This window comes from Nostocoides sp. HKS02, from assembly GCF_009707485.1.
Lineage (GTDB): Bacteria > Actinomycetota > Actinomycetes > Actinomycetales > Dermatophilaceae > Pedococcus.
The window spans coordinates 2,458,765-2,482,990 of the sequence record NZ_CP046121.1 but is presented as its reverse complement, the minus strand read 5'-3'; the positions used below and the strand labels follow the sequence as shown (position 1 = coordinate 2,482,990).

General features: G+C 70.9%; 24 protein-coding genes, 1 tRNA gene and 1 other RNA gene. 18 read left to right on the top strand and 8 right to left on the bottom strand.

Annotation, left to right across the window (positions count from 1 at the left end; genetic code table 11):
* The first annotated feature begins 36 nt into the window (after positions 1-36).
* Together GKE56_RS11955 and GKE56_RS11950 are read left to right on the top strand one after the other, a co-directional pair.
* Complete coding sequence (locus tag GKE56_RS11955) at positions 37-606, top strand: DUF6529 family protein (RefSeq protein ID WP_154684735.1); 570 nt, start codon at positions 37-39, stop codon at positions 604-606.
* 14 nt (positions 607-620) lie between these two features.
* On the top strand, positions 621-1,067 hold the full coding sequence (locus tag GKE56_RS11950; protein WP_154684734.1) for a Rieske (2Fe-2S) protein: 447 nt from the start codon (positions 621-623) through the stop codon (positions 1,065-1,067).
* Positions 1,068-1,170: 103 nt separating this feature from the next.
* On the opposite strand, the gene GKE56_RS11945 is transcribed toward GKE56_RS11950, so the two are convergent.
* A complete protein-coding gene (locus GKE56_RS11945) occupies positions 1,171-3,060 on the bottom strand; it encodes a glycoside hydrolase family 15 protein (protein ID WP_154684733.1) in 1,890 nt (629 codons plus the stop codon).
* A 165-nt stretch (positions 3,061-3,225) separates the two neighbouring features.
* On the opposite strand from GKE56_RS11945, the gene GKE56_RS11940 reads away from it, so the two are divergent.
* From GKE56_RS11940 to GKE56_RS11925, 4 genes are all read left to right on the top strand, one after another.
* Entirely contained in the window at positions 3,226-4,422 is a 1,197-nt protein-coding gene (locus GKE56_RS11940; RefSeq protein ID WP_195908095.1) for a sensor histidine kinase, read from the top strand.
* The gene (locus GKE56_RS11935) at positions 4,419-5,093 is read left to right on the top strand and encodes a response regulator transcription factor (RefSeq protein WP_154684731.1); all 675 of its coding nucleotides are present in this window, start codon (positions 4,419-4,421) and stop codon (positions 5,091-5,093) included. The genes GKE56_RS11940 and GKE56_RS11935 overlap by 4 nt, the downstream gene beginning before the upstream one ends.
* A gap of 135 nt (positions 5,094-5,228) precedes the next feature.
* Entirely contained in the window at positions 5,229-5,501 is a 273-nt protein-coding gene (locus GKE56_RS11930) for an SHOCT domain-containing protein (protein ID WP_154684730.1), read from the top strand.
* Positions 5,502-5,627: 126 nt separating this feature from the next.
* The gene (locus GKE56_RS11925) at positions 5,628-5,984 is read left to right on the top strand and encodes an SPW repeat protein (RefSeq protein ID WP_154684729.1); all 357 of its coding nucleotides are present in this window, start codon (positions 5,628-5,630) and stop codon (positions 5,982-5,984) included.
* A 21-nt stretch (positions 5,985-6,005) separates the two neighbouring features.
* Here the strand turns inward: GKE56_RS11925 and GKE56_RS11920 are convergent, their stop codons facing one another.
* Genes GKE56_RS11920 through GKE56_RS11910 form a run of 3 tightly spaced genes read right to left on the bottom strand, consistent with a single transcriptional unit; the run spans position 6,006 to position 7,362 of the window.
* Positions 6,006-6,398, bottom strand: coding sequence for a hypothetical protein (locus GKE56_RS11920; RefSeq protein ID WP_154684728.1), 393 nt, complete (start codon positions 6,396-6,398; stop codon positions 6,006-6,008).
* A 22-nt stretch (positions 6,399-6,420) separates the two neighbouring features.
* Complete coding sequence (locus tag GKE56_RS11915) at positions 6,421-7,008, bottom strand: LytR C-terminal domain-containing protein (RefSeq protein WP_154684727.1); 588 nt, start codon at positions 7,006-7,008, stop codon at positions 6,421-6,423.
* A 57-nt stretch (positions 7,009-7,065) separates the two neighbouring features.
* Positions 7,066-7,362, bottom strand: a complete 297-nt coding sequence (locus tag GKE56_RS11910; RefSeq protein ID WP_154684726.1) for a type II toxin-antitoxin system VapB family antitoxin — start codon at positions 7,360-7,362, stop codon at positions 7,066-7,068.
* A gap of 91 nt (positions 7,363-7,453) precedes the next feature.
* Between GKE56_RS11910 and GKE56_RS11905 the strand changes: the two genes are divergently transcribed.
* Positions 7,454-9,052, top strand: coding sequence for a helicase HerA-like domain-containing protein (locus tag GKE56_RS11905; protein ID WP_230208928.1), 1,599 nt, complete (start codon positions 7,454-7,456; stop codon positions 9,050-9,052).
* 155 nt (positions 9,053-9,207) lie between these two features.
* Here GKE56_RS11905 and GKE56_RS11900 read toward each other — a convergent pair whose 3' ends face one another.
* Both GKE56_RS11900 and GKE56_RS11895 read right to left on the bottom strand, forming a co-directional pair.
* Positions 9,208-10,131, bottom strand: a complete 924-nt coding sequence (locus GKE56_RS11900; protein ID WP_154684724.1) for an AEC family transporter — start codon at positions 10,129-10,131, stop codon at positions 9,208-9,210.
* A gap of 33 nt (positions 10,132-10,164) precedes the next feature.
* Positions 10,165-10,252 (bottom strand) — tRNA-Ser (locus tag GKE56_RS11895).
* A 68-nt stretch (positions 10,253-10,320) separates the two neighbouring features.
* On the opposite strand from GKE56_RS11895, the gene ffs reads away from it, so the two are divergent.
* The 4 genes from ffs to GKE56_RS11875 all read left to right on the top strand — a co-directional run bounded on the left by ffs (position 10,321) and on the right by GKE56_RS11875 (position 13,726).
* Positions 10,321-10,419, top strand: an RNA gene (ffs, locus tag GKE56_RS11890) — signal recognition particle sRNA small type.
* Between the two features lie 39 nt (positions 10,420-10,458).
* Positions 10,459-12,534 carry a DNA polymerase III subunit gamma and tau gene (locus GKE56_RS11885; protein WP_154684723.1) on the top strand — a complete coding sequence of 692 codons (2,076 nt, stop codon included), beginning with the start codon at positions 10,459-10,461 and terminating at the stop codon, positions 12,532-12,534.
* Between the two features lie 48 nt (positions 12,535-12,582).
* The gene (gene recR, locus GKE56_RS11880; protein WP_154684722.1) at positions 12,583-13,182 is read left to right on the top strand and encodes a recombination mediator RecR; all 600 of its coding nucleotides are present in this window, start codon (positions 12,583-12,585) and stop codon (positions 13,180-13,182) included.
* Entirely contained in the window at positions 13,175-13,726 is a 552-nt protein-coding gene (locus tag GKE56_RS11875) for a DUF5063 domain-containing protein (RefSeq protein ID WP_154684721.1), read from the top strand. Before recR ends, GKE56_RS11875 begins: the two co-directional genes overlap by 8 nt.
* Before the next feature lie 51 nt (positions 13,727-13,777).
* Here the strand turns inward: GKE56_RS11875 and GKE56_RS11870 are convergent, their stop codons facing one another.
* Together GKE56_RS11870 and GKE56_RS11865 are read right to left on the bottom strand one after the other, a co-directional pair.
* Positions 13,778-14,911, bottom strand: coding sequence for an ABC transporter permease (locus GKE56_RS11870; protein ID WP_154684720.1), 1,134 nt, complete (start codon positions 14,909-14,911; stop codon positions 13,778-13,780).
* Positions 14,908-15,822 carry an ABC transporter ATP-binding protein gene (locus GKE56_RS11865; RefSeq protein ID WP_154684719.1) on the bottom strand — a complete coding sequence of 305 codons (915 nt, stop codon included), beginning with the start codon at positions 15,820-15,822 and terminating at the stop codon, positions 14,908-14,910. The genes GKE56_RS11870 and GKE56_RS11865 overlap by 4 nt, the downstream gene beginning before the upstream one ends.
* Positions 15,823-16,016: 194 nt before the next feature.
* Here GKE56_RS11865 and GKE56_RS11860 point away from each other — a divergent pair, with 194 nt between their 5' ends.
* The 7 genes from GKE56_RS11860 (at position 16,017) to GKE56_RS11830 (ending at position 24,188) form a co-directional block, all read left to right on the top strand.
* On the top strand, positions 16,017-17,285 hold the full coding sequence (locus tag GKE56_RS11860) for an aspartate kinase (protein WP_154684718.1): 1,269 nt from the start codon (positions 16,017-16,019) through the stop codon (positions 17,283-17,285).
* Between the two features lie 90 nt (positions 17,286-17,375).
* Positions 17,376-18,371, top strand: a complete 996-nt coding sequence (locus GKE56_RS11855) for an aspartate-semialdehyde dehydrogenase (protein ID WP_154684717.1) — start codon at positions 17,376-17,378, stop codon at positions 18,369-18,371.
* Positions 18,372-18,510: 139 nt separating this feature from the next.
* Positions 18,511-19,365 carry a LytR C-terminal domain-containing protein gene (locus tag GKE56_RS11850; protein ID WP_154684716.1) on the top strand — a complete coding sequence of 285 codons (855 nt, stop codon included), beginning with the start codon at positions 18,511-18,513 and terminating at the stop codon, positions 19,363-19,365.
* A 77-nt stretch (positions 19,366-19,442) separates the two neighbouring features.
* Entirely contained in the window at positions 19,443-20,375 is a 933-nt protein-coding gene (locus GKE56_RS11845) for a M15 family metallopeptidase (protein ID WP_154684715.1), read from the top strand.
* Complete coding sequence (locus GKE56_RS11840; protein ID WP_154684714.1) at positions 20,372-21,214, top strand: L,D-transpeptidase; 843 nt, start codon at positions 20,372-20,374, stop codon at positions 21,212-21,214. Before GKE56_RS11845 ends, GKE56_RS11840 begins: the two co-directional genes overlap by 4 nt.
* Positions 21,215-21,257: 43 nt before the next feature.
* Positions 21,258-22,457 carry a pyrophosphate--fructose-6-phosphate 1-phosphotransferase gene (locus tag GKE56_RS11835; protein WP_154684713.1) on the top strand — a complete coding sequence of 400 codons (1,200 nt, stop codon included), beginning with the start codon at positions 21,258-21,260 and terminating at the stop codon, positions 22,455-22,457.
* 12 nt (positions 22,458-22,469) lie between these two features.
* Entirely contained in the window at positions 22,470-24,188 is a 1,719-nt protein-coding gene (locus GKE56_RS11830; protein WP_154684712.1) for an AMP-binding protein, read from the top strand.
* Positions 24,189-24,226 lie beyond the last annotated feature (38 nt).

Genomic DNA, 24,226 nt, shown 5'->3' with positions numbered 1-24,226 from the left:
GAGTGGGGCCGGGCCGCGTGGTGGCATCGTGGCCGTATGGCGTCCCACCTCGCCCTCTCGCCAGGATCGGCTGCCCGCTCGGGACTGGCCGCTGCTCTCCTGCTGGGTGCCGGGGTGAGCGTGGCGTTGGGGGTCTACGCCAAGGTGCACCACCCGAGCTCGCGACCGCTGTTCACGCTCGGCTTCTCCGGCATGCTCCAGATGAAGGCGTGGCTGGCGACCGCGGCGCTCGCCCTCCTCGTCGTGCAGCTCGTGACGGCCCTGTGGATGTGGGGCCGCCTCCCGCGTGCGGGCGCAGCCCCCGCCTGGGTTCCGCCGGTTCACCGGTGGAGCGGCAGCGTGGCCTTCGTCCTCACCGTGCCAGCCGCTTTCCACTGCCTGTGGGCGTTGGGGTTCGGCAGCCCGACTCCACGGGTCATCCTCCACAGCGTCGCCGGGTGCCTCTTCTACGGCGCGTATGCCGCGAAGATGCTCGGTCTGCGCCTCCAGCGGCTGCCCGGCTGGGCGCTCCCGGTGCTCGGAGGGACCGTCCTGGGCTCGCTGGTCCTGGTCTGGCTGAGCGCCGCGGCGTGGTTCTTCAGCCGCTCCGGTCTCCCGGTGTTCTGAGGGGAGTGGCCACCATGTCCATCCAGCCGCTGACCCGTCGGTCCGCCCTCAGGGGTGGGGTCGTCTCGGTCGTCGCAGGGGTCGCCGGCTTCGTCGTCGCCCGGTGGCGCGGGTCGGCCCCGTCCGGGAGCACCGGCGCGGCCAACGCCTACGGTCCGTCGACGGCGGACAAGGGCGTCGCGCTGGCCCGAGTCGACCAGGTGCCCAGCGGGGGTGGGTTGGTCGTCGGCTCGGCCAAGGTCGTGCTCGTCCGCGGCCCCGGCGACTCGGTGCACGGGTTGTCGGCCATCTGCACGCACCAGGGCTGCCTGGTCTCCTCGGTCGCGGGCGGCGTGATCGCGTGTCCGTGTCACGGCAGTCGGTTCGACGCGCAGACCGGCGCCGTGGTGGCCGGCCCCGCACCGAGTCCGCTGCCCACCGTCGCCGTGGTCGTGCGCGACGGCACCGTCTACACCAGCTGAGGAGGGGTCATGACGCGTCTGTGGTCGGCATTACCCACGCTGCTCTGGCTCGTCGCCGTGGGGTTCGCCCTCGGCGCGCTGGTCGCGCTCTCCTGACGACCGGTCAGGGGGACAGCGGTCCCTCGTCCTCCACCTCCTCGGCGGAGATCACCTTGAGCACGGCATTGATCAGGGCGAGGTGGGTGAACGCCTGCGGGAAGTTGCCCAGGTGGTTCCCGCTCGAGGCATCGATCTCCTCGGCATACAGACCAAGGGGAGTCGCGAGGTTGAGCAGACGTTCGCAGAGACGCCGCGCCCGCCGCTTCTCGCCGACGATGGCCAGGCACGAAACGAGCCAGAACGAGCAGATCGTGAAGGTGCCCTCCTCGCCGGACAGGCCGTCGTCGGTCTCCTCCACCCGGTAGCGCAGCACGAGGCCGTCGTCGGTGAGCTCGTCGGCGATGGCCATGACGGTGGCGTGCATCCTCGGGTCGTCGTGGGGGAGGAAGCCCACCAGGGGCAACAGCAGGTTCGACGCATCGAGCGCCTCAGTGCCGTAGTACTGGGTGAACACGCCCCGGCTGTCGACCCCGTTCGCGCAGATGTCGGCATGGATCTCGTCGGCCGCCTCCTGCCAGCGGTGGGCCAGCTCGAACGCCTCACGCACCCGGGCGAGCTTGGCGCCCCGGTCGGCGGCCACCCAGCACATGACCTTGGAGGAGGTGAAGTGCTGCGGATCCCCGCGGACCTCCCAGATGCCGCGGTCCGGCTCGCGCCAGTGCTCGATCGCGGCCTCGACGAAGCCGCTCAGGATCGGCCACAACCGCTCGTCGAGGGTGTCGCGCGACTTGGTGTGGATCCACACCGAGTCGAGGATCGCACCCCAGACGTCGTGCTGCTTCTGGTCGAACGCGCCGTTGCCGATGCGCACCGGGCGGGCGCCGTCGTAGCCGGTGAGGTGGTCGAGGGTGTGTTCGGAGAGGTCCTTCTCGCCGTCGATGCCGTACATGATCTGGAGCCCGTCGGAAGCCTCCGTGAGGTCGGCGATGAACCAGAAGAAGTCGCTCGCCTCCCAGTCGAACCCCAAGGTGTCGAGGGCCCACAGGGCGAGGGTCGAGTCGCGGATCCAGGTGTAGCGGTAGTCCCAGTTGCGCTCGCCCTTCGGCGTCTCCGGCAGAGAGGTGGTCGCGGCCGCGATCAGCGCGCCGCTCGGTGCGTACGACAGGCCCTTGAGCGTCAGTGCGCTGCGCTCGAGGTGCGTGCGCCACGGGTGGTCGGGGAAGTTGCCGCGCGCCAACCAGTGCTGCCAGTGGTGGGCGGTCCACACCTGGCGGCGGTAGGCGTCCTCGAACGACTGCGGCGCCGCGTGCTCCGTCCAGGAGAGGGCGCAGTAGTGGGTGTCGCCCTCCTTCATGAGTGTGCGCACCGTGACCTGTGGCCCCTCGATCCCGAGGCGCATGTCGGTCGTGAGGCTGACCTTGAGGTCGCCCTCGGCCGGTTCGGCGACCGCCGCGTGGTAACCGCCGTCCTCGTAGTGCCACATCACCTGCTGTCGGCCGTAGTCGAACACCGGCGTGCAGTTGAGGCCGAGCTGTACCTCGCCGTTGACGCACCGGATCGTGCGCAGCAGAACGTGCTCAGCGTCGTAGTCGGTGGGTGCGCGCCGGTAGCGGTAGGCGCGCTCCGTCTCGTGGTGCCAGGGCCCCATCAGCAAGGCGTCGCGGACGATGATCCAACCGCTCGGGGTGCCCCACGAGGTCTCGAGGATCATCGTGCCGGGCAGGTACCGGCGAGCCGTCGGTACTTTCATGTCGGCGGGACCGACGCGGAAGCCCCCGGCATCGCGGTCGAGCATCGACCCGAAGACGCTCGGGGAGTCCATGCGTGGCAGGCACATCCACTCGACGTTGCCGCTCGGCGCGATGAGGGCCGTGACCTGGCAGTCGGAGATGAACGCGTAGTCCCCGATCCGCGGGAACGGCGAGCGGACGAGGCGCTGCTCCGTGGACGTCATGCCACACCTCCTCGGGGGCTGCGGCGCCCCCTCTCCTGAGAGTGCCGCAGATTCGCCCTGCGCGCCATGGCCCGCACCGTCCCTCTGGGCTACTCCCGTCGGAGTATGCCGAGGTGGCCCTCGGGAGGGACGCCCCCGATCGCCCCGGTGCCTAGGCTGAGGTGCATGCAGGAGCCCGAGCAGCCACCGGTCTCATGGGGGCCGCCGTGGCGCCACGCGCGCAGCGGGTGGCCACGCCACGGGTTCCCTTGGCCCGCACGGGTCTTCGGTGCCGGGCTGCTGGTCGTGGTGCAGGTGGGGGGCACGTTCGGTGCGGCCCACGTGCAGCCGACGAGCCGCCCAGTCGACGCCGCGGCGGTCGGGCTCCTCCTGGCGGCTCCGGTCAGCATGCTCCTGATCCGCCGGTACGCCTGGCTGGCGGCCCTGCTCGCCGGTGGGGCGACCGCGGCGTTCTTCGCGCGGGGATACCCGTTCGGCCCCATCATCATCGGCTTCGCCGCGGTGGTCGTGATCACCGTCCTGCGCGGGTTGCGTCCCCTCGCGTGGGCCGTGGTGGCCGGGGTCCTGCTGACCGCGACGCTGACCCGGGTCGGCGGCGAGCACGGGCCCAACTGGCAGGTGCTCGGCGGGCTGGTTGCCTGGGCCGGGGTGATCCTGGCGGTGGGCGAGCTCGTCCGGGTGAGGCGTGACCGCGCGGTCTCCTCCTGGCAGGCGAGCCAGGAGCGGCGCCGTCGCCAGGCCGGGGAGGAGCGGCTGCGCATCGCCCAGGAGCTGCACGACGTGGTGGCCCACCACATGTCGCTGATCACCGTGCAGGCCGGCGTGGCCCTGCATCTGGCCGAGCGGCGGCCCGAGACCGTCGAGCCCGCGCTGCGGGCGATCAAGGATGCCAGCAAGGAGGCCCTCGGTGAGCTGCGTTCGCTGATCGACCTCCTGCGGGACGACGAGAACCCGGCGCCGCGTGCGCCCGCACCCACCCTCGCCGCCATCGACGACATCGTCGAGCGCAGCAGCCACGCAGGCTTGACGGTGACCAAAGACCTTGTGGGGCAACCACGGCCGCTGCCCGCCGCGGTGGAGCTGGCGGCATACCGCATCGTCCAGGAAGGGATCACCAACGTGGTGCGGCACGCGAATGCCACGCGGGTCGCGGTCGTCATCGGCTACGCCGACGGCGCCTTGACCGTGCGCATCGACGACAACGGGCTGGGGGGCCCGCGGGCCACCCGGCTCGAACCCGGCAACGGGCTGCGTGGCATGCACGAGCGCGCTGCCGCCCTCGGTGGCGACCTGCAGATCGGCGCGGCGCCCGACGGTGGGCTGCGAGTCGAGGCCCGCCTGCCGACGAGGGAGACGCGATGATCCGCGTCGTCCTCGTCGACGACCAGGCGCTGCTCCGCGCCGGGTTACGCGCACTGCTCGACGCCGAGGACGACCTGGAGGTGGTCGGCGAGGCAGCGGGCGGCGCAGATGCGGTGCGCGTCGTCCGCGCGACCGTCCCGGACGTGGTGCTCATGGACATTCGTATGCCGGGCGGCGACGGGCTCGAGGCGACTCGCCTCATCGTCGACGACCCCGCGCTGGCGGCGACCCGGGTGGTCATGCTCACCACCTTCGACCTGGACGAGTACGTGTTCGAGGCGGTCCGGATCGGCGCGAGCGGCTTCCTGGTCAAGGACACCGAGCCGGCCGAGCTGCTGCGCGGAGTCCGGGCCGTCGCCTCGGGAGACGCGTTGCTCAGCCCCGGGGTGACGCGCCGGCTCATCGGCGAGTTCGCGTCGCGGTCGCGTCCCACGGCCATGCCCGCCGCGAGCCGGCTCTCGGCGCTCACCGACCGGGAACGCGAGGTGGTCGCCCTCGTCGGTGAGGGCCTCAACAACGACGAGATCGCCCGCCGGCTGTTCCTCAGCCCGGCCACCGCCAAGACCCACGTCAGCCGGGCGATGGTCAAGCTGCAGGTCCGCGACCGCGCCCAGCTCGTGGTCCTGGCCTACGAGAGCGGGCTCGTGCGGCCGGGGTGGTCGCCGGGGTGACGGGCGCCGTGGACGATGCGCGGCCGGCGGCATACGTCGTCGGGAGCAGCGCAGGTGCCGCCCGTCGGGGGATTCGAATCGCCTTGTCGCGTCGAAGGATTGAGGTATCACCTCACCCCTTCTGAAGGAGTCCTCATGATCACCGCACTCGCCACCGCAGCCAGCCCGGACCACTGGGACGGACCTGGTGCCTGGTGGCCGATCTTCCCCATCCTCTGGCTGCTGTTCCTCGTCGCCCTCTTCACCACGTTCGGGTTCTTCGGCCGGCGGCGGTGGGGTCGGTTCCACGCGATGTCGGGCCAGCGGGCCGGTGAGGCCAGGCTGGCGGAGCGGTACGCCGCGGGTGAGATCGACGAGCAGGAGTACGAACGTCGCCTCGCCACCCTCCGGAGGATGGGCTCCGCCTGACGGTGTCGGACCGAGCCGGGTCATCTCGTTGGACGATTGTCAAACACGTTGGGCAGGCAGAGAATTGTCGTGTCTGGCCCGCCATCGGATCGACGGACCTCTTATCGAGAGGCGGAAATTCACACCATGAAGCGATGGACTCATCCACAGGATTTCATTGCTCTGATCGTCGGCGTCTATGCACTGCTCAGCCCGTTGTGGACCACCACGACGAGCAAGGCGACCACCACCATGGTCGTGCTGGGTGCACTGACCGCTGTCCTGTCCGTGATCGAGCTGGTCCGGCCGGACACGCTGTCGATCGAGGGCCTCACCGCCTTGATGGGCGTGCTCTTCTTCATCTCGCCCTGGGTCATGGGGTTCTCGGACATGCGGGCGATGTCCTGGACGGCCTGGGCGGCCGGGGTCATCACCTTCGTCATCGGAGCCGCGGACCTTCGCGTCACCCGGTCCCACCGGGGGACGGTGGCGACCACGTTGTGAGGCGTCCTCCCGGACCGCCGCTCAGGTGACGCTGAGCAGCGCCTGGGCGTAGGCGCATTCGGGATCAGGGTCACGGAACTCTCCGTGGCCCTGATCCGCGTCCACGACGACGACCCAGTCGGCGCCGTCCCGCCGCAGACCCGTGAACCGGTCGCCGATCAGCTCGCGGAGCTGGTCCTCACGTGGCAGCCACAGGGCGCTGTCGAGGGTCACCGAGTCCAGCGCCCACTCGGTCGTGCCGTTGAAGCCGAGCAGTGGCTGGCCGTGGAACGTGTGCACGTCGATGGTGAGGTGGCTGATCCAGAAGACCTCGCCGACGACGTTGGGCTGGTCGATGGTGAACCGGTCGCCAGGCGCTGGCTCCCACAGGACCCCTGCGCCGCCCAGCCGCCGGGCCAGCTCCACCGTGATCATGACGCGAGCCTACGACCGGCGGTCAGCAGGTGCCTGACGACGACGAGCCGGTCGGCCTGGGGGTCGGCTTTGGGGTCGGCTTGGGTGCCGGCTTGGGTGCCGGCTTCCCCGCCGGGGTCGTCTTGGGAGCAGGGGCGAGCGCGGAGAACGCGTCACCCAGAACGAGGTCCACCGATCCGTCGGTACGGGCATCGACGACCGCCTTCGCTCCTTTGACCAGGGCCAGCACCAGGGCGCCCCGACCGGCGCCCACCCTGCCGAAGCGCACCTCCGCCGGCCCCTTCACCGTCTTCTGCAGGGGGTCGTTGGCGACCGTGGACACCTTGAACCCGCGCTTGCGCACCTGGGCCGCGGTCGCCGCCGCGAGACCACGGCGCTGCGTGGCGTTGTAGACGTTGACGGTGGTCGTACCCGGGGTCGGCGCGACGGCCTGCGCGGTGCAGGTCGCGGCCGGCGGCGTCGCCTTGGGTGCGGAGGAGGCCTGGTAGTACGAGTAGGCGTACCAGAAGGCGAGGAAGAGCATGAGGGCCACGACGCCGAGCGTGATCAGGGCGCGGCGGCGACGAGCGCGGCGCGACGTCGACGCACCCGACTCGACGATGTAGCTCATCCACACCTCCGCCCCACGCGACGTGGTCGTCCACTGCTGGACGGTCCCTGCTGAGGGTCAGTCAAGCACGAGGACGCGCGCGTGGAGGGTAGGTCGCTGCTGAAGTGCCGCACGCAGCGCTCGGTGGAGGCCGTCCTCGAGATACAGGGTGCCTTCCCACTCCACGACGTGCGCGAACAGGTCGCCGTAGAAGGTGGAGTCCTCGGCGAGCAGCAGCCCGAGGTCGAGGTTGCGCTTGGTCGTGACGAGCTCGTCGAGCCGGACCATCCGCGGCGGGACGTCGGCCCAGTCGCGCGGAGCTTCCTTGCCGTGGTCCGGGTACGGGCGGCCCTCGCCCACCTTCTTGAAGATCACTCCGCCACTGTAGGGGTATGCCGCGGGGTGCGGCCGTTGCTGGGCCGTCGAGCCTGCCCGCCACGCGACGAGGCGCACTAGAGTGCCGAGCGTGAGCGAGAACCCGCCGGCGGGGCAGCCCGCGAAGTCCACCACCCAGCTCGACGAGATCAGGGCCGGGTACGCGTTCGAGGGGGGCGCCCTGCACTTCGGCGCCGCAGTCCTCGACGGCACCGCCCATCCCGATGCACCCGTGCGAGTTCCGCTGTCCACGCTCAACCGCCACGGACTCGTCGCCGGCGCCACCGGCACCGGCAAGACCAAGACCCTCCAGCTGATGGCCGAGCAGCTCTCCGGCCAAGGGGTCCCGGTGTTCCTCGCCGACATCAAGGGCGACCTGTCCGGCATGGCCACGGCCGGCACGGCGAACGACAAGATCACCGCGCGCGCAACGGACGTGGGCCAGCAGTGGGTGGGCACGGCATACCCGACGGAGTTCCTCTCCCTCGGCGGACTCGGTGCCGGCATCCCGATCCGGGCGACTGTCACGTCGTTCGGGCCCACGTTGCTCGCCAAGGTGCTGGGACTCAACGACACCCAGGAGTCCAGCCTCGGGCTCGTCTTCCACTACGCCGACAAGAACGGCTTGGCGCTGCTCGACATCAAGGACCTGCGCGCGGTCATCTCGTTCCTCACCTCCGACGAGGGCAAGGCCGATCTCAAGTCCCTGGGCGGTCTTTCGAGCGCGACGGCGGGGGTCATCCTGCGCGAGCTGATCGCGTTCTCCGACCAGGGCGCCGACGCGTTCTTCGGCGAGCCCGAGTTCGACACCCAGGACCTGCTCCGCACGGCCGCTGACGGCAAGGGTTTGGTCACCTGCCTCGAGCTGCCCGCGGTGCAGGACCGGCCCCGGTTGTTCTCGACGTTCCTCATGTGGATGCTGGCCGACCTGTTCCACGACCTGCCCGAGGTCGGCGACCTCGACAAGCCCAAGCTGGTCTTCTTCTTCGACGAGGCACACCTGCTGTTCGACGAGGCGAGCAAGGCGTTCCAGGACGCCATCGAGCAGACCGTGCGACTGATCCGCTCCAAGGGCGTAGGCGTCTTCTTCGTGACGCAGAGCCCCAAGGACGTGCCGAGCGACGTCCTGGCGCAGCTCGGCAACCGCGTCCAGCACGCGCTGCGCGCCTTCACGCCCGACGACGCCAAGGCGTTGAAGGCCGCCGTGTCGACCTACCCGCACAGCGGCTACGACCTCGAGCAGCTGCTGACGTCGCTCGGCACGGGCGAGGCGGTGGTCACCGTGCTGTCCGAGCGGGGTGCTCCGACACCGGTTGCGTGGACGCGCATGATCGCCCCCCAGTCGCTGATGGGTCCCTCCGACCCGGCGACCGTGCAGCAGGCCATCGCGGCGTCGTCGATCGCCGGGAAGTATGCCGCCGTGACCGACCGTGAGTCCGCCTACGAGAAGCTGCAGGCGCGGCTGCAACAGGCGCCGACCCCGCAGCAGGCCCCGACGCCGAGCCCGGCGAGCCCGGCGAGCCCGGCGCCCAGCCCGGGGTCAGCGCCACGCACTGCGAAGGAGGAGCCCGGCATGGTCGAGCAGGTGGTGCAGTCGGCCGCCTTCAAGTCGATGCTGCGCTCCGCCGGCACGGTCATCGGTCGCGAGATCACCCGCTCGATCTTCGGCACGGCCCGCCGGTCGCGCTGACCCGCACCGCGGCACCCTCGCCGCGCCGGCGGCATACCGCCCCGATGGGCGAGCCGACGACCAGCCGATGGCTTTCCGGCCACCCTCCAGCACGCACCCGAGTCGCGGCGTCGGCAGCGTGTCGTCACCTGGGTCACCAGAGGGACGGTGTGCGCTCAGCCGAGGAGGGCGGCAACCAGCACGATGACCGGAACCGCGCCGATCGTGGTGATGAGGATGGTGTCGCGGGCCAGCACGGTGGCGCGGTCGTACCGGGTCGCGTGCACGAAGATGTTCTGGGCTGTGGGCAGCGCCGAGGTGACCACGATCGCGAGCAGTGCGTGCCCGTGCACCCCGAGCAACACGCTCGCGACGAACCACGCCACCAACGGCTGCGCCACGAGCTTGAGCAGCGAGGTCGTCGCGAGCTCGGCCACCGACCCGGCGCGCCCGAGCCCCGGCCCGAGGCGCAACGCGACCCCGTACGCCACGAGCATGCACGGCACCGCCAGGTCGCCGAGCAGTGCCAGCGGAGCGGCGACGAACGTGGGCAGCGTCCAGTGGGTCAGCGCCAGCACGACGCCCAGCAGCGAGCCCACGGTGAGCGGGTTCTTGACCGGCCGGCTCAGCAGCTGCCACCACCGGGCCCGCCCGTCGCGCGCGTCCGCGTCGAGGAACCCGAGGGCCAGCGGTTGCAGGACCAGCAGCTGCAGCAGCAGCGTGGGCGCGACGAAAGCCGCACTGCCCAGCACGTAGCTCGCGACCGGGATCCCCAGGTTTCCCGCATTGACGTATGCCGCCGACAGCGCGCCGATCGTCGTGTCGCCGAGCGCGCGGCGCCAGACCAACCGGGCCAGCACGACGTACACGCCGGCCGCGACCACGACCCCGGCGACCGACGCCAGCAGGTTGGCCGAGAGCACCTGGTGCACGTCGGCCCGGGACAGGGTGATGACCATGAGCGCAGGGCTGGCCACGAAGAACGCGAGGCGCGAGAGGACCAGCTGGGCGCTGAGGTCGAGGATGCGCAGGTGCGCCAGGAGCATGCCGACGGCGATGACGACGCTGATGGTGGCGAACCCGGTGAACACTCCCTGCACGCGCTCAGGCTAGGGGTGCGGGTCGGGCTCAGTTGGCGGAGGATAGGGGATTCGAACCCCTGAGAGCTTTCACTCAACACGCTTTCCAAGCGTGCGCACTAGGCCACTATGCGAATCCTCCGCCGAGGAGGCTACCTGAGCCGTGGCCCGGCCCTGAAATCGCCTCGGCCGGCATCCAGTAGACTCACTCCCGGCACCCCGCGTGGTGGTACCTCTCCGAACTCCCCCAGGGCAGGAATGCAGCAAGGGTAGGAGGGCTCTTCCAGGTACGCGGGGTGTCCCTGCGTCCGGTGCCTGTTGTCATCCGCGGCGACTAGGGTTCCCACCGTGAGCACCGCCCTGTACCGCCGCTACCGGCCCGAGTCCTTCGCCGACGTGATCGGTCAGGAGCACGTCACCGAACCCCTCATGCAGGCCCTGCGCACCGGCCGGGTCAACCACGCGTACCTGTTCTCCGGCCCGCGCGGCTGTGGCAAGACGACCAGTGCACGCATCCTGGCCCGCTGCCTCAACTGCGAGCAGGGGCCGACCCCCACCCCGTGCGGCACCTGCGACTCCTGCGTGGCCCTGGCTCGCGGCGGCACCGGCAGCGTCGACGTCATCGAGATCGACGCGGCCAGCCACGGCGGCGTCGACGACGCCCGCGACCTGCGCGAGCGGGCGTCCTACGGCCCGGCGCAGAGCCGGTTCAAGATCTACATCATCGACGAGGCCCACATGGTCACCCCGCAGGGCTTCAACGCCCTGCTCAAGATCGTCGAGGAGCCGCCCGAGCACGTGAAGTTCGTGTTCGCCACGACCGAGCCCGACAAGGTCATCGGCACCATCCGGTCGCGCACCCACCACTACCCGTTCCGGCTGGTCCCGCCCGGTCAGCTCACCGACTACATGCAACGGCTCTGCGAGTCCGAGGGTGTGGCGGTGGCTCCCGGTGTGCTGTCCTTCGTCACCCGGGCGGGTGGCGGCTCCGTGCGCGACTCGCTGTCGGTCCTCGACCAGCTCATCGCGGGTTCGGACGACGAGGGCCTGACCTACGAGAGCGCGGCCGCCCTGCTGGGCTTCACCGACGGCGAGCTGCTCGACGCGATCATCGACGCCTTCGCCGCCGGTGACGCGGCGGGGGTCTTCCACCAGGTCGACCGGGTCATCGAGACCGGCCTTGACCCCCGGCGCTTCGTCGAGGACCTCCTCGAGCGGCTGCGCGACCTCATCGTCGTGGCTGCCGTGCCGGACGGCGCCTCGTCCGTGCTCCGAGGCGTCCCGGAGGACCAGCTCGAGCGGATGCGTCAGCAGTCGTCGGCCTTCGGCAGCGGCGGCCTGTCCCGTGCCGCCGACATCGTCAACGCCGGGCTCACCGAGATGACCGGGGCGACCGCCCCGCGCCTGCAGCTCGAGCTGATCTGCGCGCGGGTGCTCCTGCCCGGCGCCTCCGGCGAGAGTGGGTATGCCGCGCGCCTGGACCGCCTCGAGCGTCGCCTCGACGTCGAGGGAGTCCCGTCGGCTGCGAAGGCGCACCGCCCCGAGCCGGCCCGCCCCCAGCAGGCCGTCTCCCAGCCCGCGGTTCAGGCCCCCGAGCCGGTCACCCCCGAGCCGGTCGCGCCCGAGCCGGTCACCCCCGAGCCGGTCACCCCCGAACCCGCAGCCCCCGAACCCGCAGCCCCCGAACCCGCAGCCCCCGAGGCGGTCGCCCCCGAGCCCGCGGCCCCGGCTCCAACCCCCGCTCCGGCTGAGACCCCCGGTGTCGAGGCTCGCCCGTCCGGCGGTCTCGACACGGCCGCGATCCGGCGGGCCTGGCCCGACATCCTGGGCTGGATCTTCAAGCACAAGCGCACCACCTGGACCCTGCTGTCCGAGCACGCCACGGTCCACGACTATGACGGTTCCAAGGTCGTCCTGGGCATCTCCACCGTCGGCATCGCCAACACCTTCCGCCACGGCCCCCACGCCGACCTGGTCCGCCAGGCGCTGATCGATGTCCTCGGGGTCGAGGCCCGGGTCGAGGGGATTCCCGTCCCCGACGCGGCGCTCTCGGTGGGCACTGGTGAGCCGCACCCCTCGGTGTCGGTCGCGTCACCCGAGCCCGCCGCTGACCGCACCCCCACGCCGACACCCGAGACGGGCGACGCGGGCTGGGCGAGCGCTCCGACCGCACCCGGCACCGGGCCGTCGTGGGCGAGCGCGTCCGACCCCGAACCCGGGGTCGCCCCGTCTTCCGCCGTCTCGCCACTCGAGCGGGCCCGGGCTGAGGTGGCGGCTGAGGCGCCGCACGGGGCATCCCAGCTCCGCGTGGCCGACGACAGCGCCGCGAGCGCCGACGACGAGGACATCGAGGCTCTCGGCGAGGTGGGGCGCCCGGTGATCGAGCGGCTCCTGGGGGGCAAGGTCATCGACGAAGGTCCCTGACCCCGCCCGTCGCACGTCGGCCGGGCGCTGAGGGCATAGGCTCGCCATGTGTACGAAGGTGTGGTCCAGGACCTGATCGACGAGCTCGGGCGACTGCCCGGTGTCGGTCCCAAGAGTGCCCAGCGGATCGCCTTCCACCTGCTGCAAGCCGACGCGGTCGATGTGGCGCGACTCGTGGACGCGCTGACCGAGGTGAAGGCCAAGGTGCGTTTCTGCGAGACCTGCGGCAACATCGCCGAGGGAGTGCAGTGCCGGATCTGCGCCGACCCCCGTCGTGACCTGACCGCGATCTGCGTGGTCGAGGAGCCGAAGGACGTCGTGGCCATCGAGCGCACCCGCGAGTTCCGGGGTCGTTACCACGTGCTCGGTGGCGCCATCAGCCCGATCGACGGCGTGGGCCCCGACGACCTGCGGATCAAGGAGCTCATGACCCGCCTGGCCACCGGTGAGGTCACCGAGATCATCATCGCCACCGACCCCAACCTCGAGGGTGAGGCGACGGCGAGCTACCTCGCGCGGTTCCTGCGGCCCATGGGGCTGCGGGTCACCCGGCTCGCGTCGGGCCTGCCGGTGGGTGGCGACCTGGAGTATGCCGACGAGGTGACGCTCGGACGGGCGTTCGAGGGTAGGAGGTTGCTGGATGTCTGAGGAGCTGACGACCCTGGCCGAGGAGTCCGCGCACGACGCGCGCGCCTACCTCGCCACGGTGACCGAGGTGGCGTCGGGCTCGGCGCCGGACGCGGCGATCCCGATGACCCTGCTGGCCCTGTCCCAGGCGCTCGTCATGGGCGCGCGCCTCGGTGCGATCCAGGACATCCTTCCTGCCGAGCGGTTCGAGGCAGACACCGTCGAAGCCGAGCTCGACCCCCTGCGCACCGGGATCGCCAACCTGTTCGAGGGTCTCGACGAGTACGCCGACCTGGTCGACCCGGTGACCTCCACGGAGCTCGCCACGGGCTCGCTGTCCAACGACGTGACGGTGGTGGCGAGCGCCCTGGCCCACGGTCTGCGGCACTTCGACGCAGGGCGGGTCTCCGAGGCGCTGTGGTGGTGGCAGTTCAGCTACCTCTCGGACTGGGGCGAACGCGCGGCGTCGGCGTTGCGGGTGCTGCAGTCGCTGCTGAGCCACATCCGGCTCGACGCGGACCAGGAGACGGTCGCCGACGCGGAGTTCGACGCGCTGCACCCCTGACCCGGCCCCTGACCACACCCTGACCAGATGTCCGCCGCGGATGCCGCCCGGCTACGCGATCCGCGTGCCGTTCGGCAGGCGACGGACCGGGGTCCGCAGGCGTCGCCCAGCCACCACCACGGAGCCCACGCCGGCCAGCAGCAGGAAACCCAGCCCGTAGGGCCACACCGGGGGCGACTTCAGCGCCGTGGACAACGGGTCAGCGGGCGCGCTGACCGCACCGGTCGCCACCCGGAACTGGCACTCGTCGACGACCGAGTCCGGACCCTTGCGCGCGAGCCGCACCCCCGCGCTGATCCAGCGCATCGGCGTGAAGCCCGCGGCATACGGGTCGGCGGCTGAGCGCGGTTCGGACGGCGCGGCATCGGCCACCACGACGAAGGGGTTGAGCGGCAGCATCCACCAGATGCGCTCGGTGTGGGAGACCGGCTGCTGGCGGGTGAAGTGCGTGCAGTCGGCCGTGGTGGGCTCGGTCGCGAGCTTGAGCTGGTCCTGCTGCTGGGGGGTGAGCTCGGTGCCCGGTGTGGGTGTCGGGGGTTGGTGCAGCTCGTACCAGTTGTCGGGCAGGCCGTAGACCTGCTGGGACTCCTGCTGGGTCACGAGGAACACGCTGAGCCCGAACCCGATCGTCGTGCCGAAGACCAACGCACCGATGGTGAGGTAGGTGAGGACCGCGGAGGCGACGGGCCGCGCCGTCAGGGTGGAGAACATCAGCCCGAAGGCGCAGACGGCTCCGAGGACGAGCACGAGGACGACGAGCGAGAGCACGATGCGGCCCGCCGAGATGCCCCCCTGGAACCAGGCCCACGCGAGGAACGGCAGCGACGTCGCGAGGAAGGTCAGGGCGATCACCCACGCCGAGAGCAGCTTGCCGAGTGCGATGTCCCACGCTGTCAGGAGCGTCGTCTGCAGTGTCGCCAGCACCCCGTGCTCGCGATCGCCGTTGACCGAGGTGGCGGTGAGGGACGGCACGATGAGCATGGCGAGGCCGAGCACGAAGAAGATGACGATGTCGTACATCGCCTGCCCCGAGCGCAGCTGTGGGTCGTTCGTCGCGTAGTACGCCAGGAAGGTCACGAGGGCGATGACGACCAGCCACACCGCAAGCACGATCGGCCACCGCGAGGTGCGAACCCGTTGGCGGAGCTCGAGGGCCGCGATCGTCCTGATGCCGTGCCAGCTCATCGCCGGTCCTGCGTCGCGGCGAGGTAGGCGGACTCGAGGGCGCCCTGGCTCGGCCCGAAGGCGGTGATGCGGATGCCGTCACGCACCAGGTCGGCGAGCAGCCGGGCGGCGTTCTCCTCGCCCGCGACCTCGACCTCAGTGAGCCCGCCGCCGACCCTCGTCGCAGGCACGTGGTGCTCCGCGAGCCACGTCGCCAGCCGATCGCCGTCGAGGGAGTCGATTCGCCAGGAGGCCGACGCGGTGGACACGAAGTCGGCGTCAAGGTTCTGGGTCTCGATGGTGCGACCACGGGCGACGATGACCGCCCGGTCGGCGACCTCCTGGAGCTCAGTCAGGATGTGACTGCTCACCAGGATCGTCTTGCCTTGCGCTGCAAGGGATCTCAGCACATCGCGCAGCTCGATCCGGCTTCGTGGGTCGAGCCCGGACGCGGGCTCGTCGAGGAGCAGGACGTGGGGGTCGTTGATGAGGGCGCGGGCCAGCCCCAGCCGTTGCTTCTGCCCTCGCGACAACACGCGGGCCCGGCGGTCGGCGAGGTCTGCGAGGTGGACGGTGTGGAGCAGCTCGTCCGTGCGTGCGCGGGCCCGATCGGCCGGCATCCGGTATGCCGCGGCGACGGTGTGCAGGACCTCGCGTACTGTCAGCGCGTCCCAGGTGCCGAACCCGTCGGGCATCCAGCCGATCTGTGCGCGGACCTGGGCGTGCTGCGTCACGGGGTCGAGCCCTGCGACCCGGATCGTCCCCTGGTCGGGGACGAGCAGCGTCGCCAGCATGAGCAGGAGCGTGGTCTTGCCCGATCCGTTGGGGCCGATGAGCGCGGTCACCTCGCCCGGGCGGGCGGTGAGGCTGATGCTGTCGACCGCGAGGACGTCGCCGAACGCGCGACGCACCCCCTGAACCTCGATGGTCATGGCTGAGGCTACCTTTCCCCGGCCGACGGCGATGGTGCTTTGACGCGGTCCAGAGCCGCACCGTTCCGCGCGTGGTCGCCGTGGTGGCCGTCGTGGCTGTGGTGGTCGTCCGGCATACGGCACGGCGGTCCCACGATGAGGACGGCGGTTAGACTGGCCGCTCCGCACCCCCTGCACCGTCCGGGAGTATCACTGTGCCGATCGTCGTCCAGAAGTACGGCGGCTCATCGCTGGCCGATGCCGCGAGCATCAAGCGCGTGGCCCGCCGCATCGTGGAGGCCAAGAAGGCCGGCAACGACGTGTGCGTCGCCGTCTCGGCGATGGGCGACAGCACCGACGAGCTGCTCGACCTCGCCAACGACGTGAGCCCGCAGCCCCCGCCGCGCGAGATGGACATGCTGCTCACGGCGGGCGAGCGGATCTCGATGGCCCTCGTGGCCATGGCCATCGCCGACCTCGGCTACACCGTGCGCTCCTTCACCGGCAGCCAGGCCGGCGTGATCACCGACTCGACCCACGGCAGGGCGCGGATCATCGACGTGACGCCTGGCCGGGTCACCGATGCTCTCGACAAGGGCCACATCGTCATCGTGGCCGGCTTCCAGGGCGTCAGCCAGGACACCAAGGAGATCACCACCCTGGGTCGCGGGGGGACCGACACGACGGCCGTCGCCCTCGCCGCGGCGCTCAACGCCGAGGTCTGCGAGATCTACACCGACGTCGATGGTGTGTTCACCGCCGACCCGCGCATCGTCCCCGCCGCGAAGAAGCTGGCGCGCATCTCCAACGAGGAGATGCTCGAGCTCGCCGCCTCGGGTTCGAAGGTGCTCCACCTGCGCAGCGTCGAGTACGCCCGACGGTTCAACATCCCCATCCACGTCCGCAGCTCCTTCTCAGCGAAGGAGGGCACCATCGTCACGGACACCACCGAAGGAGACACCGTGGAAGCCCCGATCATCGCCGGTGTCGCCCATGACCGCAGCGAGGCCAAGATCACCGTCGTCGGCGTGCCGGACCACCCGGGCATGGCCGCCGCGATCTTCCAGACCTGCGCCGACGCCGAGATCAACATCGACATGATCGTCCAGAACGTCTCGGCGACCGCCACCGGTCTGACCGACATCTCGTTCACGTGCCCCAAGACCGACGGCCAGATCGGCGTCCACGCCCTGAAGAAGGTGCAGGAGTCGGTGGGGTTCGCGTCGATCCAGTACGACGACCAGATCGGCAAGCTGTCCCTCGTCGGCGCCGGGATGCGCTCGCACCCGGGGGTCTCGGCGACCTTCTTCAAGGCCCTCGCCGACACCGGCGTGAACATCGAGATGATCTCCACGTCCGAGATCCGCATCTCCGTGGTGACCCGCGCCGACGTGCTCGACGACGCCGTCCGCGCGGTGCACACCGCCTTCGGGCTCGACTCCTCGGAAGGCGAAGCCGTGGTCTACGGAGGCACCGGACGGTGACCTCCGTGGCGTCGCGTGCACCGCGGCCCACGTTGGCCCTCGTGGGCGCAACGGGGGCCGTGGGGCGGGTGACGCAGCAGGTCCCTCTCCATGCGCGCCGACATCTGGGGTGAGATCCGCGCCGCTGCCGCACACGAGGATGCCGGCACCCCGCTGACCGTCTGCGGTCGCAACCTCGTCGTCCAGGAGCTGACCGCCGAGTTCTTCGACGGCGTCGCCATCGCGCTGATCGACCTGCCCGCGAGCCTTGCCGCGCACTGGGCGCCCATCGCGGCCGGACGCGGCGCGGTGGTCATCGACAACAGCTCGGCGCTGCGCTGCGACCCCGACGTGCCCTTGGTGGTGCCCGAGGTCAACCCGGCCCAGATCCGCAACCGTCCCAAGGGCATCATCGCCAACCCCGGCGCCACGACCCTGACCATGATCGACGCCCTCGGAGTCCTGCACGCCGGCTGGGAGCTGACCGAGCTCGTCGTCGCGTCCTACCAGGCCGCGTCCGGGGCGGGCCGGGTCGGCATGGCGCGGCTGTACGACGAGCTCGAGGTCGTCGGCGGCCACCGTGAGCTCGGGCACCAGGCCGGCGACGTCCGGCGCCTCATCGAGCACGAGCTGGGCGCCGAGTCGCCCTTCCCCGCCCCGCTCGCCCTCAACGTCGTGCCCTGGATCGGCTCGCCGGCCGAAGGTGGGTGGACCTCCGAGGAGCTGAAGATCCGCAACGAGACCCGCAAGGTGCTCGGCCTGCCGAACCTGCGGGTGTCGGCCACGTGCGTGCGCGTCCCCGTGATCACCACGCATTCCGTCGCCGTGCACGCGACCTTCGCCCGCCGGGTGGACGTCGACCAGGCCCGTCAGGCGCTCATCGAGGCCCCGGCGGTCGTCGTGCTCGACGACCCGGAACACCTGGAGTTCCCGACGCCGTCGGACATCGTGGGCTCCGACCCGCGGTTCGCCGGGCGGCTCCGACAAGCACTCGACTTCCCCAACACCCTCGACTTCTTCATCTGTGGCGACAACCTGCGCAAGGGCGCGGCGCTCAACATGGTGCAGGTCGCCGAGCTCGTGGCCCGCGACCTCGTATCGACCTAGGTCACGCCGCACAGGCCAGACCACAGGCCGCATTACAGGTCGGTGACGAACGCGTGCGACCGCGTGTCGCTTGACGTGGTACGGATGTGACTGGTGTGACGATTGTGACTCAGGCACGCGGCATACCCAGGGGGTCACCATGGACGACGACAACCTCAGCTCGACCCAGGTCTGGCGCAAGCACCGGCTCCGTCAGATCGTCCTGTTCGTCACCATCCCCGGTGTCCTGCTCGGGACCGCCAGCCTGACCGCCGCCTACTCGGCTGGGTGGATGACGCCGCCCGCCCCGCCCGCTGCCTGCAAGCCCGTGGTCGTGCCGGCGCCCGCCCGGGGCTCGTTCACCGTGAACGTCATGAACGCCACCGGCCGGGACGGGGTCGCCGGTCAGGTTGCCGTCGGTCTGGTCAAGCGCAAGTTCGTCGTCGGGGGCATCAGCAACGCCCCCGAGTCCTGGTACGTGACGCAGACCGCGGTGGTCCACCACGGACCGGCCGGGCTGGACCAGGCGCTGCTCACGGCCTCTCAGATCCCCGGCGCCAAGCTGTTCGAGGACGGGCGCCCCGGCACGTCGGTCGATGTCGTCGTGGGCATCGGCTACCAGACCATGGTGCCGGTGCCCGATCGGCTCAAGCCGATCCCGAGCGAGGTCACGGTCAACGTCTACAACACGACGTACAAGACCGGCATGGCCAAGACCGTCGCCACCGCGCTCGGGGCCCGAGGCTTCCGGATCAAGGAGGTCGCCAACGACCCGCAGCGCACGCTGCAGCTGGGCACCGCCATCATCCGCTACGGCGAGGAGGGTGACCTCGCCGCAGCCCTGCTCCAGGGTCACGTGCCCGGGGCGCAGCTGGTCAAGGACGGCCGGGCCGGCACCGGTGTCGACCTCGTGATCGGCAACGCCTACACCGGCCTCGCCGACCTCGCGAACGTCCCACCGCTGCCCGCGCGGCCCAAGCCGATCGTGCCGACGGTCGCCCGCCCCTGCAGCTGACGTCGGCCCAGCGCGACGTCCACCATCAGGGCGCGAACTTGGAGATCGGGCCGGATTGTGGGCACAGTGGTGCCCCCATGAGTGTTCGTCGTGCGTATGCCGTGCCCCTTCTCGCCGTCCTCGTCGCCTCCGGCTGCGGCGGCGGTGCATCGCCGGTCGGCGGACCCGCCAAGGCCACCCTGACGCCGAGCGCCACCGCGTCCACCGCCACGTCCAGCAGCACGAGCAGCAGCACGGCACCCAGCGCCACCACCTCTGCGCGGCCCAGCACCACGCCTAGGACCCGCATGACGACCGCCCCCACGCGGCATACCGCCGCGACGCAGCCCCCGCCACCAGCCGCCGCGGCGCTCTCACCGGTGCCCCGAGCCGGCGCCGAACCCACGGTGCGCTTCCCGCGCAACGAGCCCGCGGTGGGTAGCGGCGCGAACGCGTCGGTCGCGCCGGTGCCCGACGCCCTCTGGAACCGCATGGTGGGCTACTCGTGGACCGCCGGGTGCCCGGTCGGCCGTTCGCAGCTGCGGTATGTCCGGGTGAACTTCTGGGGGTTCGACGGTGTGCGTTCACGGGGCGGCGTCGTGGTCAACGCCTCGATCGCCGGCGCCACCGCAGCCGCCTTCACCCGGCTCTACGCCCTGCAGTTCCGCATCCGCCAGATGAAGCCGATGGACTCCGGCTGGGGCAGGAACCCCAAGGGGCCTGGCGCCAACGACTACGCCGCCATGAACGCCGACAACACCTCGGCCTTCAACTGCCGCTACGTCGGCGGCCAGGAGGCGAGCAAGGTCTACAGCAAGCACGCCTACGGCACGGCGATCGACGTCAACGACTTCGAGAACCCCTATGTCGCCGACAACGGCACGGTCTACCCCGACACCTACTTCCTGCGCCGAGCACCCGCGCCGGGCGTCTTCACCGGTGGCGGCAGCGCGGTCGGCGCCTTCACCAGCCAGGGGCTGCGCTGGGGCGGCTCGTGGTCCCATCCCGACTACCAGCACTTCGAGCGATGAGCGCCACCCGCCGCTGGCCGTATGCCGCCGGACTGCTGACTGTGACGCTGCTGGCCGCCTGCGGGGGTGCCCCGGCAGCCGCTCCGACGTCGGCGCCCACGAGCTCGACGTCGGCCTCCACCACGACGACCGCCACGACGACCAGCCCCACGACCAGCACGACCTCGACGACGCGCCCGCCCACGCACACCCCCACGCCGACCTCGCGGCTGATCCCCCTGCCGCGCCCCAAGCCGCGTCCGAGTCCGGCCCCCGCACCGAAGCCGGCGGCGCCGGTCCAGCTCGCGTGCTCGGTGCCAGCAGGCGTTTCGGCGAGCCAGGTCGTGGTCGTCAGGGGGTCCGGCTCGCGTGCCACGGTGCGCGCGTGCCGGCGCACGTCGGCGGGCTACGTCCTGGCGCTCGGGCCCTACTACGGCCACGTCGGGATCAACGGGGTCAGCTGGTCCAAGCACGAGGGTGACCTCACCACGCCGGGCGGCACGTACCCCCTACGCGGCGGCTTCGGGGTCTACGCGAACCCTGGTCTGCCGCAAGGGTGGTTCACCGTGGACAGCAACGACGTCTGGGTGGACGACAGTGCCTCGAGCCTCTACAACACCCACCAGCGCAAGCCAGCGAACGGACGCTGGTCCTCGGCCGAGAACCTGCTCAAGACCCCGGCATACACCTACGCCCAGGTCATCGGCTACAACGAGGCGCGCACCCCCGGACGCGGTTCGGCGATCTTCTTCCACGTCGACACCGGCGGCGGCACCGCAGGCTGTGTCTCACTGCCGACCGGGGCGCTGCTGGCCGTCATGCGGTGGGAGCGCGCCGGTGCCGTGATGTCGATCAGCTGAGCTGCTCTGGCCGGAGCCGGGCAGAGTTGGCAGAGTGGGCGCCATGACTGTGCGCACCGTCGCGATGCTGACCGCCGGGGGCCTCGCCCCCTGCCTGTCCTCGGCCGTCGCTGGCCTGATCGAGCGATACACCGACACCGCCCCCGACGTGCGAATCCTCGCCTACCGCAACGGGTATGCCGGGCTCCTCACCGGCGACTCGGTCGAGGTCGACGACGCGGTGCGGGCCAAGGCACACCTGCTGCACCGGTTCGGCGGCAGCCCGATCGGCAACAGCAGGGTCAAGCTGACCAACGTCGAGGACTGCGTCAAGCGGGGCCTGGTGCGCGAGGGGCAGAACCCGCTCCACGTGGCGGCCGAGCAGCTCACCCGCGATGGTGTCGACGTGCTCCACACCATCGGGGGCGACGACACGAACGGCACGGCCGCCGACCTCGCGGCGTACCTGCGTGACCACGGCTACGAGCTCACCGTGGTCGGCCTGCCCAAGACCATCGACAACGACGTCGTGCCGATCCGGCAGTCACTGGGCGCCTGGACGGCGGCCGAGCAGGGTGCGGTGTTCGCCCGCAACATCCTCGCCGAGCACTCGTCCAACCCGCGGATGCTCGTCGTGCACGAGGTGATGGGGCGCAACTGCGGGTGGCTGACCGCAGCCACAGCCGTGGCCCACCACCAGTGGGTGCAGGCGCAGGAGTTCGCCGGCTGGCTCGAGAACTCACCCAAGCACTGGGACGTGCACGCCGTCTTCGTGCCGGAGCGGCCGTTCGACATCGCCGACGAGGCCAAGCGGCTGCGCGCGGTGATGGACGAGTTCGACGGCGTGAACATCTTCCTGTCCGAGGGCGCCGGGGTTGCCGAGATCGTGGCCGCCATGGAGCAGGCTGGTCACGAGGTGCCCCGAGACCCGTTCGGCCACGTGCAGATCGACAAGGTCAACCCTGGCGCGTGGTTCGCGAAGCAGTTTGCCGACGAGCTGGGCGCCGACAAGGTGCTCGTCCAGAAGAGCGGGTACTTCTCGCGGTCGGCCGCAGCCAACGACGCCGACCTCGCGCTCATCAGGGAGTGCTCGACGTATGCCGTCGACGCGGCTCTGCGGGGCGAGTCCGGGGTGGTGGGCCACGACGAGGAACGGGGCGACGAGCTGCGGGCGATCGAGTTCGAGCGGATCCGCGGCGGCAAGGCCTTCGACGTGTCTGCCGAGTGGTTCACGTCGCTGCTTGCCGACCTCGGTCAGGCGTAGCAGGGTCGGGTCATGACCACGACGTCCACCTCCGGCACCCAGGCGAGCACGACGGCATACCGCGAGGCGCGTGACACCCTCGTGGCGCTGGCCGGCCAGCACGACCGGGCGGTGGCGGAGTTCGGCTGGCCCGACGTGGGGGAGCGGTTCAACTGGGCGGTCGACTGGTTCGATGCGATCGCCCGCGGCAATGACCGGGTCGCACTGTGGATCGTCGAGGAGGACGGCTCGCAGCGGCAGGTGACCTTCGACGCGATGGCCACTCGCTCCGACAAGGTCGCCGTCTGGCTGTCCCAGCTCGGAGTGGCCAAGGGCGACCGGGTGCTGCTCATGCTGGGCAACCAGGTCGAGCTGTGGGAGACCATGCTCGCGGTCGCCAAGCTGGGCGCGGTCATCATGCCCACCACCGCCGCGCTCGGGGCGGCCGACCTGCGCGACCGGGTCGATCGCGGTGGCGCGCGGGTCGTCGTCGCCAACGAGGCTGATGCCGCGAAGTTCGTCGAGGTCCCCGGCGACTACCTCAAGGTGAGTGTGGGTGACGCGCCGGGCTGGGCGAGCTACGCGGAGGCCTACGAGGTCGAGCCCCGCGCGTTCGAGACGGTCACCGCAGCCGCCGACCCGCTGCTCGTCTACTTCACCTCGGGGACGACGAGCAAGCCCAAGCTCGTCGAGCACACCCAGGTGTCCTACCCGGTGGGCCACCTGTCGACGATGTACTGGATCGGGGTGCGCCCGGGCGACGTCCACCTCGCGATCAGCTCGCCAGGCTGGGCCAAGCACGCGTGGTCGTGCTTCTTCGCCCCGTGGATCGCCGAGGCGACGATCTTCGTCTACAACTACGCGCGCTTCGACGCGGCGGCGCTGCTCGACCAGATCCGGCGCGTCGGCGTCACGACCTTCTGCGCGCCGCCGACGGTCTGGCGCATGCTCATCCAGGCCGACCTCACCGGCGGCAGCGGCGAGCTGCGCGAGCTCCTGGCCGCCGGGGAGCCGCTCAACCCCGAGGTGATCACGCAGGTCGAGCGGGCGTGGGGCCTCACGATCCGCGACGGCTACGGCCAGACCGAGACGACCCTGCAGATCGGCAACATCGCCGGGGAGCCGCTCAAGCCGGGCTCGATGGGGCGCCCGATGCCGGGCGTGCCGGTCGCGCTCGTCGACCCGCTGACCGGCGAGCCCGGCGACGAGGGTGAGATCGTGCTCGACCTCTCGCAGCATCCGGTCAACCTCATGACGGGCTACCTCGGCGACCCCGAACGCCAGGCCGAGGCGATGGCTGGCGGTTTCTACCACACCGGCGACGTGGCCCAGCGCGACGCCGACGGCTACATCACCTACATCGGGCGCACCGACGACGTGTTCAAGGCCAGCGACTACAAGGTCTCGCCGTTCGAGCTCGAGAGCGTGCTCATCGAACACCCGGCGGTCGCCGAGGCAGCCGTCGTGCCCGCGCCCGACCCGACCCGGCTGGCCGTGCCCAAGGCGTACGTCGCGCTTGCCCCGGGGTGGGAGCCCGATGCCGAGACCGCGAAGTCGATCCTGGCGTATGCGCGTTCCCACCTGGCGCCGTACCTGCGGGTGCGCCGGCTGGAGTTCTTCGAGCTGCCCAAGACGATCTCGGGCAAGATCCGGCGGGTCGAGCTGCGTGACCGCGAGCAGCATGCCTTCGACGGGGGCAGGTCGCTGTCGGAGGAGTACCGGGACGACCAGTTCCCCGAGCTGAAGAACTGAGCGGGGAACCCGACAATCGCCTCGTAGCCGCCCAAAAG

Bases quoted from the DNA above. Each gene is read 5' to 3' on its own strand.
- GKE56_RS11830 (WP_154684712.1), top strand. From the start codon at position 22,470: ATGACCACGACGTCCACCTCCGGCACCCAGGCGAGCACGACGGCATAC.
- GKE56_RS11845 (WP_154684715.1), top strand. From the start codon at position 19,443: ATGAGTGTTCGTCGTGCGTATGCCGTGCCCCTTCTCGCCGTCCTCGTC.
- GKE56_RS11940 (WP_195908095.1), top strand. From the start codon at position 3,226: ATGCAGGAGCCCGAGCAGCCACCGGTCTCATGGGGGCCGCCGTGGCGC.
- GKE56_RS11840 (WP_154684714.1), top strand. From the start codon at position 20,372: ATGAGCGCCACCCGCCGCTGGCCGTATGCCGCCGGACTGCTGACTGTG.
- GKE56_RS11945 (WP_154684733.1), bottom strand. From the start codon at position 3,060: ATGACGTCCACGGAGCAGCGCCTCGTCCGCTCGCCGTTCCCGCGGATC.
- GKE56_RS11915 (WP_154684727.1), bottom strand. From the start codon at position 7,008: ATGAGCTACATCGTCGAGTCGGGTGCGTCGACGTCGCGCCGCGCTCGT.
- GKE56_RS11870 (WP_154684720.1), bottom strand. From the start codon at position 14,911: ATGAGCTGGCACGGCATCAGGACGATCGCGGCCCTCGAGCTCCGCCAA.
- GKE56_RS11835 (WP_154684713.1), top strand. From the start codon at position 21,258: ATGACTGTGCGCACCGTCGCGATGCTGACCGCCGGGGGCCTCGCCCCC.
- GKE56_RS11955 (WP_154684735.1), top strand. From the start codon at position 37: ATGGCGTCCCACCTCGCCCTCTCGCCAGGATCGGCTGCCCGCTCGGGA.
- GKE56_RS11920 (WP_154684728.1), bottom strand. From the start codon at position 6,398: ATGATCACGGTGGAGCTGGCCCGGCGGCTGGGCGGCGCAGGGGTCCTG.
- GKE56_RS11935 (WP_154684731.1), top strand. From the start codon at position 4,419: ATGATCCGCGTCGTCCTCGTCGACGACCAGGCGCTGCTCCGCGCCGGG.
- GKE56_RS11865 (WP_154684719.1), bottom strand. From the start codon at position 15,822: ATGACCATCGAGGTTCAGGGGGTGCGTCGCGCGTTCGGCGACGTCCTC.
- GKE56_RS11930 (WP_154684730.1), top strand. From the start codon at position 5,229: ATGATCACCGCACTCGCCACCGCAGCCAGCCCGGACCACTGGGACGGA.
- GKE56_RS11855 (WP_154684717.1), top strand. From the start codon at position 17,376: ATGCGCGCCGACATCTGGGGTGAGATCCGCGCCGCTGCCGCACACGAG.
- GKE56_RS11950 (WP_154684734.1), top strand. From the start codon at position 621: ATGTCCATCCAGCCGCTGACCCGTCGGTCCGCCCTCAGGGGTGGGGTC.
- GKE56_RS11875 (WP_154684721.1), top strand. From the start codon at position 13,175: ATGTCTGAGGAGCTGACGACCCTGGCCGAGGAGTCCGCGCACGACGCG.
- GKE56_RS11850 (WP_154684716.1), top strand. From the start codon at position 18,511: ATGGACGACGACAACCTCAGCTCGACCCAGGTCTGGCGCAAGCACCGG.
- GKE56_RS11925 (WP_154684729.1), top strand. From the start codon at position 5,628: ATGAAGCGATGGACTCATCCACAGGATTTCATTGCTCTGATCGTCGGC.